This is a genomic window from Kluyvera genomosp. 2 (genome assembly GCF_036759865.1).
In the GTDB taxonomy this organism is placed as follows: domain Bacteria; phylum Pseudomonadota; class Gammaproteobacteria; order Enterobacterales; family Enterobacteriaceae; genus Kluyvera; species Kluyvera ascorbata_B.
This window is the reverse complement of the sequence record NZ_JAPKIA010000005.1, coordinates 153,912-169,616: the sequence shown is the minus strand read 5'-3', so window position 1 is coordinate 169,616 and position 15,705 is coordinate 153,912. Positions and strand designations below refer to the sequence as shown.

The window sequence follows — 15,705 nt, the reverse complement described above, 5'->3', positions numbered from 1 at the left end:
TTACTCCTGATCAATTTCAATTCGCTGAATCTGTAAACCGTCGTCGGCGACGATACGCAGGTTGTCGCTGTTGCACTGTGGGCAGCGGCGGACGTGTACCGACACGAGCTGGACATACTGCTGGCAGGCTTCACACCAGCATTCTGCCTCCTGCTCTTCGACGTGGAGTGTACAGCCTTCAGCCAGCGTGCCGCGGCACACCAGATCAAAACAAAAGGTCATCGCGCTGGTCTCTACGCAAGAAAACGCCCCGACCTTGATCCAAACGCCAGTCACGCGCTTAGCGCCGTTCTGTCTCGCCTGCTGTTCGACAATTTCCAGCGCGCGCTGGCAGAGCGTGATTTCGTGCATATCGCCTCTCGTTTTTGATGACTCGCAGATGTAATGCAATAACGATGCCAGAGATGGAATGGCGTCGTAAAAGACTGTCGATGACGATGTCATGCTGACGAAATGACATGTCGTCTACGGCATGTCATTTATATAAATATAATTAAAATCAATTAGTTAAAAACATGGCATGAAATCTGCTTAGGAGGCTTGTTTCTATTAACCGGGTAACCGACATGACTATTTGGGAAATTAGCGAGAAGGCCGATTACATCGCCGATCGTCACCGCCGCCATCAGGATCAATGGCGTGTGTACTGTAACGCTCTGGTTCAAGGGATCACGTTGTCAAAAGCGCGTCTGCATCATGCAATGAACTGCGCACCGGATAAAGAGCTGAGCTTCGTGCTGTTCGAGCATTTCATCGTCTCCGTTACGCTGGCTGACAACTTTAACAGCCACACCGTTGAGTACTACGTGGAAACGCGAGATGGCCTGAATAAAGAATGCGTTGCGCGCGCTGAGCTGAGCGACAGCGGCTTTATCGACGGTACGGTCAACATCCGCGATCGCGAGCAGGTGCTGGAACACTATCTGGACAAAATCTCGCCGGTATACGACACCCTGTATGCCGCGCTGGAGAGCGACAGCCCGGTGAGTTTCGACAAACTGGCGCAGGACCCTCATCGGGCATCCATCGCCTGAATATTTGGTGTGTCGACGGGTGTCGAAATGACACCTGCTCTGCATGATTTCGTCAAAAATGACTGTCACCTGAGGAAGACCTGGTGAATCGTTTTGTAATTGCTGACTCTACCGTTTGTATTGGTTGCCGCACCTGTGAAGCGGCCTGTGCGGAAACGCACCGCCAGCACGGCCTGCAATCCATGCCGCGGCTCAGAGTCATGCTCAATGAAAAAGAATCCGCGCCGCAGATGTGTCACCACTGCGAAGACGCGCCGTGCGCTGGCGTTTGTCCGGTGAATGCTATTACCCGCGTAGACGGAGCCGTTCAGCTGAATGAAAGCCTCTGCGTGAGCTGCAAACTGTGTGGTATTGCCTGCCCGTTTGGCGCCATTGAATTTTCCGGCAGCCGTCCGCTGGATATCCCGGCCAACGCCAATACGCCAAAAGCGCTACCGGCTCCGCCGGCGCCGGCTCGCGTCAGTACGTTACTGGACTGGGTGCCGGGCGTTCGCGCCATCGCGGTGAAGTGCGATCTGTGCCAGTTCGATGAACAGGGCCCGGCCTGCGTACGCACCTGCCCAACGAAAGCGCTGCATCTGGTCAATAACATGGACATCGCCCGCGCCAGCAAACGCAAGCGTGAGCTGACCTTCCACACTGATTTGGGCGATCTTTCGCTGTTTCAGGCGCAACAAGGAGAGGTGAAATGAGCGTGATGACCTTAATTAATAGCGCGGTGGCGTGGTTTGCTTTTGCCGCGGTATTCGCCTTTTTACTGTCGCTGAAAAAATCGCTGAGCGGTGTGATTGCCGGTATCGGTGGCGCACTGGGTAGCCTGTGCGCGCTGCTGGCTGGCGTGCAGGTGCTGGTTCGTGGCTTCCCGGCGATGGGCAGCCTACGTCTGGTGCACTACAGCGTACTGGTCACCCCGCTGAATGCGGTCTGGCTGATAGCGCTGGGCCTGTGTGGTCTGTTTGTCAGCCTGTACAACATTGACTGGCATCGTCATCCGAAGGTGCGTAATAACGGCCTGCTGATTAACGTCCTGCTGGCCGCCGCCGTGTGCGCGATTGTCGCCAGCAGCGTAGGTTCACTGGTGGTGATGGCCGAAATTATGGCGCTGTGCGGCGCATTTCTTACCGGCTGTGCTTCATCCGGCAAGCTGTGGTTCGCGCTAGGTCGCCTGGGCACGATTCTGCTGGCGATTGCCTGCCTGCTGCTGTGGCAGCGCTACGGCACGCTGGACCTGCTGTTGCTGAATGAACGCGCGCAGCAGCTGCCCATTGGCTCCGACATCTGGCTGCTGTGCGTTATCGGCTTTGGCCTGCTAGCCGGGATTATCCCGCTGCACGGCTGGGTGCCACAAGCGCATGCCAACGCCAGCGCACCGGCCGCCGCGCTGTTCTCTACCGTGGTGATGAAAGTGGGACTGCTCGGCATTCTCACCGTGTCTTTGCTGGGTAACGCACAGCCGTTGTGGTGGGGGATAGCCCTGCTGGTGCTGGGGATGATCACCGCCTTCGTGGGCGGCCTGTACGCGTTAATGGAACACAATATCCAGCGTCTGCTGGCGTACCACACGCTGGAAAATATCGGCATTATCCTGCTCGGTTTAGGTGTGGGCATCACCGGCCTGGCGCTGCAACAGCCGGTGATGGTGGCGCTGGGGCTGGTCGGTGGCCTGTACCATCTGCTCAATCACAGTCTGTTTAAAACCACGCTGTTCCTCGGCGCGGGTGCGGTCTGGTTCCGTACCGGCCACCGCGATATCGAAAAACTGGGCGGCATCGGCAAGCGTATGCCGATGATTTCGCTGGCGATGCTGGTAGGGCTGATGGCGATGGCCGCGCTGCCGCCGCTGAACGGTTTTGCCGGTGAGTGGGTTATCTATCAGTCGTTCTTCAAACTGAGCACCAGCGGCGCGTTTATTGGCCGTCTGCTTGGCCCGCTGCTGGCGGTTGGCCTGGCGATCACCGGTGCGCTGGCGGTGATGTGTATGGCGAAAGTCTACGGCGTCACCTTCCTGGGCGCGCCGCGGACGCAAGAAGCGGAAAACGCCTGCTGCGCGCCGCTGCTGATGTCGGCGAGCACCGTCGCGATGGCGCTGCTGTGTATCGTCGGCGGTGTTGCTGCACCGTGGCTGTTGCCCATGCTGAGTACCGCCGTGCCGCTGCCGATGGCAACCGCACATACCGTGGTCTCCCAGCCGATGATTACCCTGCTGCTGATTGCTTGCCCACTGCTGCCGTTCATTATTCTGGCGCTGCTTAAAGGCAACCGTCTGCCGAGCCGTTCGCGCGGCGCGGCGTGGGTGTGCGGCTACGACCATGAAAAATCAATGGTCATTACCGCACACGGCTTCGCGATGCCGGTGAAACAGGCGTTTGCACCGGTGCTGAAGCTGCGTCAATGGCTGAATCCGGTGTCGTGGGTTCCGGGCTGGCAGAACGCGGCGGCGCCGCTGCTGCTGCAACGTCTGGCGCTGGTTGAACTGGCGGTGCTGGTCGTGATTGTCATCTCTCGAGGAGCCTGAACATGACGTTCCTATTTGCTGTACTGCAGGCGCTGGTGCTATTCGCCGTCGCGCCGCTGCTTTCCGGTATCACCCGCGTGCTGCGCGCACGGTTGCATAACCGTCGCGGCCCGGGCGTGATGCAGGAGTATCGCGACATCATCAAACTGCTGGGCCGTCAGAGCGTTGGCCCGGATGCCTCCGGCTGGGTGTTCCGCCTGACGCCGTTTGTGATGGTCGGCGTGATGCTGACGATCGCGACCGCGCTGCCGGTGGTGACGGTAGCTTCCCCGATGCCGGGTCTGGGCGACCTTATCACCCTTATTTACCTGTTCGCCGTGGCGCGTTTCTTCTTCGCCATTGCCGGTCTGGACACCGGTAGCCCGTTCACCGCCATCGGCGCCAGCCGTGAAGCGATGCTCGGCGTGCTGGTGGAACCTATCCTGCTGCTCGGACTGTGGGTCGCCGCGCTGGTTGCGGGCTCTACTCATATCAGCAATATCACCAACACCCTGTACCACTGGCCGGTCAGCCGCAGCATTCCGCTGGTGCTGGCCTTCTGCGCCTGCGCCTTCGCCACCTTTATCGAAATGGGCAAACTGCCGTTCGATCTCGCGGAAGCAGAGCAAGAGTTGCAGGAAGGCCCGCTGTCCGAGTACAGCGGTAGCGGCTTCGGCGTGCTGAAGTGGGGCATCAGCCTCAAACAGCTGGTGGTGCTGCAGATGTTTGTTGGCGTCTTCATCCCGTGGGGACAGATGACCAGCTTTAGCGTCGGCGGCCTGGTTCTTGCGGTGATTGCCGCCATCGTCAAGCTGGTGGTCGGGGTGCTGATTATTGCCCTGTTCGAAAACAGCATGGCGCGTCTGCGTCTGGATATCACCGGCCGCATTACCTGGACCGGGTTCGGTTTAGCCTTTTTAGCCTTCGTCTCCTTGCTGGTGGCGTGATAAGAGAGTTGTGAGCATGTCTGAAGAAAAAGTGGGTCAACACTACCTCGCCGCGCTGCACCAGGCCTACCCGGGCGTGGTGCTGGACGAAGCCTGGCAGACCAAAGACCAGTTAACGATTACCGTGAAGGTGAACTACCTGCCGGAAGTCGTCGAGTTTCTTTACTACCACCAGGGCGGCTGGCTGTCGGTGCTGTTTGGCAACGATGAACGTAAGCTGAACGGTCATTACGCCGTTTACTACGTGTTGTCGATGGAGAAGGGCACTAAGTGCTGGATCACCGTGCGCGTCGAAGTGGACGCCAACACCCTGGAGTATCCGTCCGTTACGCCGCGCGTACCTGCCGCCGTATGGGGCGAACGCGAAGTGCGTGACATGTACGGTCTGCGCCCGGTCGGCCTGCCGGACGAGCGTCGTCTGGTGCTGCCGGACGATTGGCCGGACGAGCTGTACCCGTTGCGTAAAGACAGCATGGACTACCGCCAGCGCCCGGCACCGACCACCGATGCGGAAACCTACGAGTTCATCAACGAGCTGGGCACCAAGAAAAACAACGTGGTGCCGATTGGCCCGCTGCACGTGACGTCCGACGAACCGGGACACTTCCGTCTGTTCGTTGACGGCGAGAACATTATCGACGCCGACTACCGTCTGTTCTATGTCCACCGCGGCATGGAGAAACTGGCGGAAACCCGTATGGGCTACAACGAAGTCACCTTCTTGTCTGACCGCGTGTGCGGCATCTGTGGCTTTGCCCACAGCACCGCCTACACCACCTCCGTCGAGAATGCGATGGGCATCGTGGTACCGGAACGCGCACAGATGATTCGCGCCATCCTGCTGGAAGTTGAGCGCCTGCACTCGCACCTGCTGAACCTCGGCCTGGCGTGTCACTTCACCGGCTTTGACTCTGGCTTTATGCAGTTTTTCCGCGTGCGTGAAGCCTCTATGAAAATGGCAGAAATCCTCACCGGCGCGCGTAAAACCTACGGCCTGAACCTGATTGGCGGTATTCGTCGTGACTTCCTGAAAGACGACATGATCCAGACCCGTCAGCTGGCGCAGCAGATGCGCCGCGACGTGCAGGATCTGGTGGATATTCTGCTGAGTACGCCGAACATGGAACAGCGTACCGTCGGTATCGGCCGTCTGGACCCGGAAATCGCCCGTGACTTCAGTAACGTCGGCCCGATGGTCCGCGCCAGCGGCCACGCCCGCGACACCCGCGCCGATCACCCGTTTGTCGGTTACGGTCTGCTGCCGATGGAAGTGCACAGCGAACAGGGCTGCGACGTGATTTCCCGTCTGAAAGTGCGTATCAACGAAGTGTTCACCGCGCTGAACATGATTGACTACGGCCTTGATAACCTGCCGGGCGGCCCGCTGGCGGTGGAAGGTTTCACCTACATTCCGCATCGCTTTGCGCTGGGCTTCTCGGAAGCGCCGCGCGGCGATGATATCCACTGGAGCATGACCGGCGACAACCAGAAGCTGTACCGCTGGCGCTGCCGTGCGGCGACCTACGCCAACTGGCCGACCCTGCGCTATATGCTGCGTGGTAACACCGTTTCCGATGCGCCGCTGATTATCGGTAGCCTCGATCCTTGCTACTCCTGTACCGACCGCATGACCGTGGTCGACGTGCGTAAGAAGAAAAGCAAGGTCGTGCCGTATAAAGAGCTTGAGCGCTACAGCATCGAGCGTAAGAACTCGCCGCTGAAATAATTGGGGCATTGCGTGGGGGCCCCTCACCCCGACCCTCTCCCCAAAGGGGCGAGGGGGAAGGGCAGATCGCGTGCGTATTCACTGACAACGCCGATCTGTTCCCTCTCCCTTTCAGGGAGAGGGCTAGGGTGAGGGTAAAACCCCGCACGCATCCGGGAGCAACTATGTTTACCTTTATTAAAAAAGCCATTAAAACCGGCGTGACCACCTCGTCTTATCCGCTGGAAGCGATGCCGGTGGATAAAAACTTCCGCGGCAAACCGGAACACAACCCGCAGCAGTGTGTTGGCTGCGCGGCGTGCGTCAACGCCTGCCCGTCGAACGCGCTGACGGTGGAAACCGATCTCGCCGCCAATCAGCTGGCGTGGCAGTTCAACCTCGGTCGCTGCATTTTCTGCGGTCGCTGTGAGGAAGTGTGCCCGACCGCGGCGATCAAGCTGTCTCAGGAATATGAGCTGGCGGTGTGGAAAAAAGAAGATTTCCTCCAGCAGTCTCGCTTCGATATCTGCAACTGCCGCGTGTGTCAGCGTCCGTTTGCGGTGCAAAAAGAGATTGATTACGCGATTGAAATTCTCAAGCACAACGGTGACAGCCGCGCGGAACACCACCGTGAAAGCTTTGAAACCTGCCCGGAATGTAAGCGTCAGAAATGTCTGGTGCCCTCCGATCGTATTGACCTGACTCGCCACATGAAAGAGGCCATCTGATGAGCAACTTAATCGGGCCACGCGACGATAACGGCATGCCAGTGCCGATGACGGTAGACGAATCTATCGCCAGCATGAAAGCGTCGCTGCTAAAAAACATTAAGCGTTCCGCCTACGTTTACCGCGTCGACTGCGGCGGCTGCAACGGCTGCGAAATCGAAATTTTCGCCACGCTGTCACCGCTGTTTGATGCTGAACGTTTTGGCATTAAAGTGGTGCCATCGCCGCGCCACGCCGACATTCTGCTGTTTACCGGTGCGGTGACGCGCGCTATGCGCTCACCGGCGCTGCGCGCCTGGCAGTCTGCGCCGGACCCGAAAATCTGTATCTCTTACGGAGCCTGCGGTAACAGCGGCGGTATCTTCCACGACTTGTACTGCGTCTGGGGCGGCACCGACAAAATCGTGCCGGTCGACGTGTACATCCCCGGCTGCCCGCCAACGCCTGCCGCTACGCTGTACGGCTTTGCCATGGCGCTGGGTCTGCTGGAGCAGAAAATCCATGCCCGCGCGCCGGGCGAGCTGGATGCCCAGCCTGCCGAAATCCTCCATCCGGATATGGTGCAGCCGCTGCGCGTTCAGGTTGACCGCGCCGCGCGTCGCCTGGCGGGCTACCGCTACGGTCGTCAGATTGCGGACGACTATATGCTGCATTTGGGGCAGGGTGACGAGCGGGTTCAGCAGTGGCTGGAGGCAGAAAACGATCCGCGTCTGACGGAAATCGTCACGCAGCTGGGCCATGTGGTAGAAGGAGCGCGAATTCGATGAGCGAACAGGTGGTGTTCAGTCAACTGAGCCGTAAATTCATTGATGAGAACGATGCAACGCCTTCCGAGGCGCAGCAGGTTGTCTATTACAGCCTGGCGATTGGCCACCACCTTGGGGTCATCGATTGCCTGGAAGCCGCGCTGACCTGCCCGTGGGATGACTATCGGGCGTGGATAGCTACGCTGGAAGAGGGCAGTACGGCGCGGCGGAAAATGGAAGGGGTGCCGAAATACGGCGAAATTGTTATCGACAGTAACCACGTGTCGATGCTGGCCAACGCGTTTGACAAAGCGCGCGCACGCCAGACGCCGGAACAGCAGGCGTGGAGCGAAGCGATGCTCAATATGCTGCATGCCATTTATCAAGAAAGCGCCATCTACCTGATGGTCAGGAGGCTCCGTGACTGACGTTTTACTCTGTGTTGGCAATAGCATGATGGGCGATGACGGCGCCGGTCCGCTGCTCGCTGAAATGTGCGCCGCCCAGCCGAAAGGGGCGTGGGTCGTGATTGACGGCGGCAGTGCGCCGGAAAATGACATCGTGGCGATTCGCGAGCTGAACCCTGCACGTCTGCTGATTGTTGACGCTACCGATATGGGGCTGAATCCGGGCGAAATACGTATTATCGATCCGGACGACATCGCCGAGATGTTTATGATGACCACCCACAATATGCCGCTGAACTATCTGGTCGATCAGCTGAAAGACGACGTGGGCGAGGTGATTTTCCTCGGCATTCAGCCGGATATCGTGGGCTTTTATTACCCAATGACTCAGGCCATTAAAGACGCGGTTGAGGTGGTGTATCAGCGGCTGGAAAACTGGCAGGAGAACGGCGGGTTTGCGCAGTTAGAGGCTGAGGACGACGAGTCGTGTTGATCCGTTTGTGATGCCGGGTGGCGCTTCGCTTATCCGGCCTACGTACGGCACGTTTCTGGTAGGCCGGATAAGGCAACGCCGCCATCCGGCACCCTATTTTTACGCCAAATCTTCCCCGTTGCTGGCAATCACCTTCTTATACCACCAGAACGACTTTTTACGCGTCCGCGCCAGCGTGCCGTTCCCCGCATCGTCGCGGTCAACGTAGACAAACCCATAGCGCTTGCTCATCTCCCCCGTAGAGGCTGCCACCAGGTCAATACAGCCCCAGGTGGTGTAGCCCATCAGCGGTACGCCGTCTTCAATGGCGTCACCCATTGCGCGGATATGTTCGCGCAGATAGCTGATGCGGTAATCGTCGTCGATCTGCCCGTCGGCGTTGACCACGTCCTTGGCGCCCAGGCCGTTTTCCACCAGGAACAGCGGCTTCTGGTAGCGGTCATACATCATGTTCATGGTAATTCGCAGGCCGAGCGGGTCGATGCCCCAGCCCCATTCACTGGCCTCGATGTACGGGTTTTTCAGTGACTTGACTATGTTTGCCGCGTTGGTGTTGTTGGCGTTCATCTCCGCCGAGGCGCAGCGCGAGGCGTAGTAGCTAAACGACACGAAATCGACGGTGTGCTTCAGCGCCTCGTCGTCTCCCGCTTCTTTCGCGATGGTGACGCCTTTCTCGCGGAAAACGCGGGCGGAATAGGCCGGGTACGCGCCGCGCGCCTGTACATCGATAAAGAACAGGTTCTCGCGATCTTTCTCCAGCGCTGCCCACACGTCTTCAGGCTTACAGGAGTACGGGTAGAAGTTACCGCCCGCCAGCATACAGCCGACCTGGTTTTGCGGGTTGACCTCGTGGGCAATTTGGGTGGCCAATGCGCTGGCCACCAGTTCGTGATGCGCGGCCTGGTATTTCACCTGATCCTGGTTTTCCCCCTCTTCAAACACCAGCCCGGCGCCGGAGAACGGGCTGTGGAGCATGATGTTGATTTCATTGAAGGTCAGCCAGTATTTCACCAGCCCGTCGAACGCCTCAAAGCAGGTGCGCGCATAGCGGGTGAAAAACGCCACCATTTTGCGATTACGCCACGAACCGTATTCGGTCACCAGATGCATCGGAACATCAAAGTGGCACAGGGTGACCAGCGGCTCGATACCGTATTTTTTGCACTCGCGGAACAGGTCGCGGTAAAAGGCGATACCTTCCTCATTTGGCGTCAGTTCATCGCCGTTGGGGTACAGACGGCTCCAGGCAATGGAGGTACGGAATACGCCAAAGCCCATCTCTGCCATGAGGGCAATATCTTCTTTGTAGCGATGATAGAAATCGATGGCCTGATGGCTTGGATAGAACTCGTCATCGCGCAACGCAAAGCGTTTTTCCTGGCCGAGTTTGACCGGCAGACGGTTGGCGCCGTGCGGAATCATATCCACGGTTGTCAGGCCTTTACCGCCTTCCAGATAGGCCCCTTCGGCCTGGTTGGCGGCAATGGCGCCGCCCCAGAGAAATCCTTGCGGAAATGTCGACATGCGTTACCTCGCTATTAAAAATTATGCCACGCGGGCCGCGGCGGCCGGGGCGGTTGCCTGGCGTTGACGCGCATCGGCGGCGGCATCCTCTACCGGAATATCCTCAAAGCCGAGGATCAGCGTCAGCACGAACGACAGCACCACCGCCAGCGCCATGACGCCAAACACCCATACGATAGTCATCGGATTGGCGGGATCGAAGAACTGTACGCTGGTGAACAGACCCGGTGCGGCCATTGAGTGGCTCGCCAGACCGGCGATACCGGCGACGGCGCCGCAGATAAAGCCGCTAATCAGGCTGGCGATTAACGGGCGTTTCAGGCGAACCGCCACCCCGTACAGCGCCGGTTCAGAGATACCGGCAAGAATCGCCGAAGCCGCTGCCGCCAGCGCGGTCTGGCGCAGCTCCGGGTTTTTTGTTTTCCATGCGACCGCCAGTGACGAGCCGCCGAGCGACAGGTTAGCGCCGATTTCTGACGGCATCACCATCCCTTCTTTGCCGGTTTCGGCGATGGTCTGAATGATGGTGGGGGTAAACACGCGGTGCATCCCGGTCATCACCAGCAGCGGCCACAGGGCGCCCATAATGGCGACAGACAGCCAGCCCAGATAGCCGTGAATGGTGTACACCAGCGCGGAGATAGCGCTACCGATCCAGATGCCAATCGGGCCGATCAGGACGATCGCCAGCGGGGCGGCAATCAGCACGATCAGCATGGGTTTCAGGAAGTTTTTGGTGACTGCCGGTGTGATCCGATCGACCCAGCGCTCGATATAAGACAGGCACCAGGTCATCACCAGCGCCGGTATCACGGTGTAGGTGTATTTCACCGCCGTCACCGGAATAAAAGCGAACTCAACGTGCTCGCCCTGAGCGGCCTTTGCCATCAACTCAATAAAGCTGGGATGCACCAGCACCCCGGCGATAGCAATTGCCAGCGACATATTGGTTTTGAATTTTACCGCCGCCGAGGCGGCGACCATCAGCGGCAGGAAGAAGAACGCGCCGTCGCCGATCGCGGTCAGAATGGTCAGCGTTGGCGCACCTTTCGACAGCACGCCGGTCATTTCGAGGATCATGGCCAGCAGTTTGACCATCGATCCACCGATAATCGCCGGGATCAGCGGAGACATGGTGCCGATCAGCGCGTCGAGTATTCCCGCGCCGACGCGCTTGAAGGTGAGTTTGGGCTTCCCGACCGGAACGGCTGGCTGAAGATCGCCGGGCAGCAGGCTGACCACTTCGCGGTAGGCCTGCGAGACGGTGTTGCCAATGATCACCTGGCACTGGCTGTCGGTACGTACCACGCCCATCACGCCGCTGATGCCTTTAAGCGTGGCGCTATCAACCTGCGAATCGTCTTTGAGCACGAAGCGCAGACGGGTCATGCAGTGCGTGACGGCGGCGATATTATCCACGCCGCCCAGCGCGTTCACCACGGATTGCGCCAGAGCCGCATAATTTTTAGCCATCGGAAAATCCTGTTTTATCAGTAGGGTACTTGTCGCGCATCGGCCGAGGCTGGTCGGCGATGAAACGTTGTATAGGAAACCGGTTCCACATAATCATCTTGTGTTTATTTTGTTGCAGCAAGATCTAATTTTTGTTTTTAATTAATTCGTGAAACCGATCACATGAAAGCGCGAAGACCCCTTTTGCCGCGGTTTTGCCGTTGCTGAAAATCCTCAGACGGTGAAGTACACTGCTGACAGATCATTTCTTAAAGGAACAACGATGACGACGATGCTAGAGGTGGCACGACGGGCGGGCGTATCGAAAGCCACCGTATCGCGGGTGCTATCGGGCAACGGTTACGTCAGCCAGGAAACAAAAGATCGGGTGTTTCTGGCCATTGAAGAGAGCGGCTACCGGCCGAATCTGCTGGCGCGTAACCTGGCGACGAAAAAGACGCAGACGCTGGGGCTGGTGGTCACCAATACCCTTTATCACGGCGTGTACTTCAGTGAACTGTTGTACCACGCGGCAAGCATGACGGAAGATCAGGGGCGACGGCTGGTGCTGGCGGACGGCAAGCACAGCGCGGAGGAAGAGCGGGAGGCCATTCAGTATCTGCTCGACCTGCGCTGCGACGGCATTATTATTTATCCGCGTTTTTTAAGCGTCGACGAAATTGACGACATGATTGAGCAGCAGCCCCAGCCGGTGCTGGTGATTAACCGTCGGCTGCGGCGCAACAGCAGCCACTGTGTCTATTGCGATCAAAAAAATGCCAGCCAGATGGCGGTGGAGCGCTTAATCGCGCTGGGCCATCGCGATATTGCGTTTATTACCGGCTCGCTCGATTCGCCAACCGGCATTGAGCGCCTCTCGGGTTACAAAGACGCGTTGGCTCAGCACGGCATTGCGGTGCGTGACGCGCTGATTGTTGAAGGTAAATGGACGCCGGCCACCGGTGCCGCGGGCGTTGACACGCTGCTGACGCGGCAGGTGCCGTTTAGTGCGCTGGTGGCAAGTAACGATGATATGGCTGTGGGGGCAATCAAGCGCCTCCACGATCGCGATATCGCGGTGCCACAGCAGGTGTCGGTGATTGGCTTCGACGATATCACATTGGCACCCTATATGGTTCCGTCACTTTCAAGCGTACGTATTCCGGTGACGGAGATGATTAAAGAGACCATCCACCGGCTTATTTTTATGCTCGACGGCGGCGATTTTAAATACCAGCAAACCTTCCCCGGTGAACTGATCGCCCGTGACTCCATCGCGGCGGGTCCCCACCGCTAGCGTCGTCAGCTGTCATCGTCATTAGTGACGATGACAGCGAATCTTCACGGTTAATCTAAAAAATATCCTTAAAAATCAACTTTGTAAAAGTTGGCTCGAATAATGCATCCTCCCGCGCAATCACTGTCATAGCTGGAGAAGTTGATGAACCGTTTCATCATCGCTGATGCGAGTAAATGTATTGGCTGTCGTACGTGCGAAGTCGCCTGCGTTGTTTCTCACCAGCAGGACCAGGACTGCGCCGCACTGACGCCACAGTCTTTCCTGCCCCGTATTCACGTTATCAAAGGCGTGGATGTATCGACCGCCACCGCCTGCCGTCAGTGCGAAGACGCGCCGTGCGCCAACGTCTGTCCGAACGGCGCTATCATTCGCGACAAAGGGTTTATTCACGTCATGCAGGAGCGCTGCATCGGCTGTAAAACCTGTGTGGTGGCCTGCCCGTACGGCGCCATGGAAGTGGTGGTGCGTCCGGTCGTTCGCGACAGCGGCGCGGGCCTGAAGGTACGCGCGGAAAAAGCGGAAGCCAATAAATGTGACCTCTGTTTCCATCGTGAAGCCGGCCCTGCCTGTATGGAAGCGTGCCCGACACACGCGCTGTTTTGCGTTGACCGCGACAAGCTGGAACAGCTGAGCGCGGAAAAACGCCGTCGCGCCGCGCTGGAAAGCGCCGCGTCTATCTCTCTTTAATCATCCTTAGATTTCTCTTTTAACAGGTCTGTTACTGATGAAAAAAATCACGAGCGTATGCCCTTATTGTGGCGCGGGTTGCAAACTGAAACTGGTTGTCGACAACGGTAAAATTATTCGTGCCGAAGCCGCCAACGGCCAAACCAACCAGAACGAGCTGTGCCTGAAAGGCTACTACGGCTGGGACTTCCTTAACGACACCCAGCTGCTGACGCCTCGCTTAACGCAGCCGATGATCCGCTATGAGAAGGGCGGCAAACTGACCCCCGTGAGCTGGGATGAAGCGATTCGTTACACCGCGAAGCGCCTTGGCGACATTAAAGCTGAATTCGGCCCGCGCGCCATTATGACTACCGGGTCATCGCGCGGTACCGGCAATGAAACCAACTATGTGATGCAAAAATTCGCCCGCGGCGTGCTGCATACCAATAACGTCGACTGCTGCGCCCGCGTGTGCCACGGCCCATCCGTCGCAGGTTTACAGGACGTACTGGGCAACGGCGCGATGAGTAACAGCATCGGCGATATTGAAAACTCCCGCTGCCTGCTGGTCTTTGGCTACAACTGCGCTGACTCGCACCCGATCGTGGCGCGTCGGGTTATTAAGGCCAAAGAGAAAGGGGCCAAAATTATCGTCTGCGATCCGCGCAAAATTGAAACCGCGCGCATTGCCGATCAGCACTTACAGATGCGTAACGGCAGCAACATGGCGCTGGTGAACGCGTTTGCCCACGTGCTGCTGGAAGAAGAGCTGTACGACAAAGAATACGTCGCCCGCTACACCACCGGGCTGGAAGAGATGCGTGAAGTGGTGAAAGACTACGCGCCGGAAGCGGTGGAATCGCTGACCGGCATTCCTGCTGCACAGGTACGTCAGGCGATGCGCACCTATGCGGCGGCACCGTCGGCGACCATTATGTGGGGGATGGGCGTGACCCAGTTTGGTCAGGCGGTTGACGTGGTGAAAGGGCTGGCAAGCCTGGCGCTGCTGACCGGCAACCTCGGGCGCGAAGCCGTTGGCGTGGGCCCGGTGCGTGGACAGAACAACGTACAGGGCGCCTGTGATATGGGCGTGCTGCCAAACCAGTTCCCCGGCTATCAGGATGTGGTTGACCCGCAGGTACGCGCGAAGTTCGCCAAGGCGTGGGGCATTGATGCCAGCGTAATGGATGACAAAGTCGGCGTACGCATTACCGAAGTCCCGCACCTGGCGCTCGAAGGGAAGGTCAAAGCCTACTACATCATGGGCGAAGATCCGCTGCAAACGGAGGCCGATCTGGGCCTGGTGCGCAAAGGGTTTGAGGCGCTCGATTTCGTGGTGGTGCAGGACATCTTTATGACCAAAACCGCCGAACAGGCGGACGTGCTGCTGCCAGCGACCTCCTGGGGCGAACACGGCGGCGTCTTTACCTGTGCTGACCGCGGCTTCCAGCGTTTCGAAAAAGCCATCGAACCGACCTATAACGTGAAGCGTGACTGGGACATTATCAGCCTGATCGCCACCGAAATGGGCTATCCGATGCACTATGACAATAACCAGCAGATTTGGGACGAAATGCGCGAGCTGTGCCCGCTGTTCTACGGTGTGACCTACGAAAAAATGGGTGACATGGGCCACGTGCAGTGGCCTTGCCCGACGCTGGACCATCCCGGTACGCCATACCTCTATGAAGGCAACGCGTTTGCCACGCCGGACGGTAAGGGCCATCTGTTTGCCGCGCCGTGGCGTGCGCCTGCGGAAAGCCCGGACGCCGAATTCCCGCTGGTGCTGTGTACGGTGCGTGAGGTGGGGCACTACTCCTGCCGCTCGATGACCGGTAACTGCGCAGCGCTGCAGTCGCTGGCCGATGAACCTGGCTTCGTGCAGATTAACCCGCAGGATGCCGCACTGCTGAACGTGCAGGACAAACAGCTGGTCTGGGTTTCTTCACGCCGTGGCAAAGTTATCACCCGCGCTAACGTCAGCGAACGTATCAACCAAGGCAGCGTATACATGACCTACCAATGGTGGATTGGCGCCTGCAACGAACTGACCCAGGACAATCTCGACCCGATTTCCAAAACGCCGGAAACCAAGTACTGCGCGGTAAAAGTGGAAGCGATTGAGGATCAGCACTGGGCCGAAAATCATGCGTTACAAAGCTATCAGTCGATGAAAATGCGTCTGAAAGCGGCGGTACACGGGTAA

15 protein-coding genes are annotated in these 15,705 nt (G+C 58.2%); 12 read left to right on the top strand and 3 right to left on the bottom strand.

Going from position 1 to position 15,705, the window contains the following annotated elements; all coding sequences use genetic code 11:
• A complete protein-coding gene (hypA, locus tag V6942_RS07085) occupies positions 1 to 351 on the bottom strand; it encodes a hydrogenase maturation nickel metallochaperone HypA (RefSeq protein ID WP_106928255.1) in 351 nt (116 codons plus the stop codon).
• 215 nt (positions 352 to 566) lie between these two features.
• On the opposite strand from hypA, the gene hycA reads away from it, so the two are divergent.
• The 9 genes from hycA (at position 567) to hycI (ending at position 8,554) form a co-directional block, all read left to right on the top strand.
• The gene (hycA, locus tag V6942_RS07080) at positions 567 to 1,034 is read left to right on the top strand and encodes a formate hydrogenlyase regulator HycA (RefSeq protein ID WP_106928257.1); all 468 of its coding nucleotides are present in this window, start codon (positions 567 to 569) and stop codon (positions 1,032 to 1,034) included.
• 83 nt (positions 1,035 to 1,117) lie between these two features.
• Positions 1,118 to 1,726 (top strand): 4Fe-4S dicluster domain-containing protein, encoded by a 609-nt coding sequence (locus tag V6942_RS07075; RefSeq protein WP_106928259.1) that lies wholly within the window; start codon positions 1,118 to 1,120, stop codon positions 1,724 to 1,726.
• Complete coding sequence (hycC, locus tag V6942_RS07070) at positions 1,723 to 3,549, top strand: formate hydrogenlyase subunit 3 (protein WP_182967192.1); 1,827 nt, start codon at positions 1,723 to 1,725, stop codon at positions 3,547 to 3,549. Before V6942_RS07075 ends, hycC begins: the two co-directional genes overlap by 4 nt.
• Positions 3,550 to 3,551: 2 nt before the next feature.
• Entirely contained in the window at positions 3,552 to 4,475 is a 924-nt protein-coding gene (locus tag V6942_RS07065; protein WP_106928263.1) for a respiratory chain complex I subunit 1 family protein, read from the top strand.
• A gap of 16 nt (positions 4,476 to 4,491) precedes the next feature.
• A complete protein-coding gene (gene hycE / locus V6942_RS07060) occupies positions 4,492 to 6,201 on the top strand; it encodes a formate hydrogenlyase subunit HycE (protein WP_106928265.1) in 1,710 nt (569 codons plus the stop codon).
• 164 nt (positions 6,202 to 6,365) lie between these two features.
• Complete coding sequence (locus V6942_RS07055) at positions 6,366 to 6,908, top strand: formate hydrogenlyase complex iron-sulfur subunit (protein ID WP_106928267.1); 543 nt, start codon at positions 6,366 to 6,368, stop codon at positions 6,906 to 6,908.
• Positions 6,908 to 7,675: an NADH-quinone oxidoreductase subunit B family protein gene (locus V6942_RS07050; RefSeq protein ID WP_106928269.1), complete on the top strand. Its 768-nt coding sequence runs from the start codon at positions 6,908 to 6,910 to the stop codon at positions 7,673 to 7,675. The genes V6942_RS07055 and V6942_RS07050 overlap by 1 nt, the downstream gene beginning before the upstream one ends.
• Complete coding sequence (locus tag V6942_RS07045; protein ID WP_106928271.1) at positions 7,672 to 8,082, top strand: formate hydrogenlyase maturation HycH family protein; 411 nt, start codon at positions 7,672 to 7,674, stop codon at positions 8,080 to 8,082. The genes V6942_RS07050 and V6942_RS07045 overlap by 4 nt, the downstream gene beginning before the upstream one ends.
• The gene (gene hycI / locus V6942_RS07040) at positions 8,075 to 8,554 is read left to right on the top strand and encodes a hydrogenase maturation peptidase HycI (RefSeq protein WP_106928272.1); all 480 of its coding nucleotides are present in this window, start codon (positions 8,075 to 8,077) and stop codon (positions 8,552 to 8,554) included. Before V6942_RS07045 ends, hycI begins: the two co-directional genes overlap by 8 nt.
• Before the next feature lie 99 nt (positions 8,555 to 8,653).
• Here the strand turns inward: hycI and V6942_RS07035 are convergent, their stop codons facing one another.
• Together V6942_RS07035 and ascF are read right to left on the bottom strand one after the other, a co-directional pair.
• On the bottom strand, positions 8,654 to 10,078 hold the full coding sequence (locus tag V6942_RS07035; RefSeq protein WP_333501030.1) for a 6-phospho-beta-glucosidase: 1,425 nt from the start codon (positions 10,076 to 10,078) through the stop codon (positions 8,654 to 8,656).
• Positions 10,079 to 10,099: 21 nt separating this feature from the next.
• Positions 10,100 to 11,551 carry a PTS cellobiose/arbutin/salicin transporter subunit IIBC gene (gene ascF, locus V6942_RS07030; RefSeq protein WP_106928276.1) on the bottom strand — a complete coding sequence of 484 codons (1,452 nt, stop codon included), beginning with the start codon at positions 11,549 to 11,551 and terminating at the stop codon, positions 10,100 to 10,102.
• A 262-nt stretch (positions 11,552 to 11,813) separates the two neighbouring features.
• Here ascF and V6942_RS07025 point away from each other — a divergent pair, with 262 nt between their 5' ends.
• From V6942_RS07025 to fdhF, 3 genes are all read left to right on the top strand, one after another.
• Complete coding sequence (locus tag V6942_RS07025; protein ID WP_106928277.1) at positions 11,814 to 12,827, top strand: LacI family DNA-binding transcriptional regulator; 1,014 nt, start codon at positions 11,814 to 11,816, stop codon at positions 12,825 to 12,827.
• A gap of 144 nt (positions 12,828 to 12,971) precedes the next feature.
• Positions 12,972 to 13,517 (top strand): electron transport protein HydN, encoded by a 546-nt coding sequence (gene hydN / locus V6942_RS07020; protein WP_106928279.1) that lies wholly within the window; start codon positions 12,972 to 12,974, stop codon positions 13,515 to 13,517.
• Between the two features lie 37 nt (positions 13,518 to 13,554).
• Positions 13,555 to 15,705, top strand: coding sequence for a formate dehydrogenase subunit alpha (gene fdhF, locus V6942_RS07015; protein WP_106928281.1), 2,151 nt, complete (start codon positions 13,555 to 13,557; stop codon positions 15,703 to 15,705).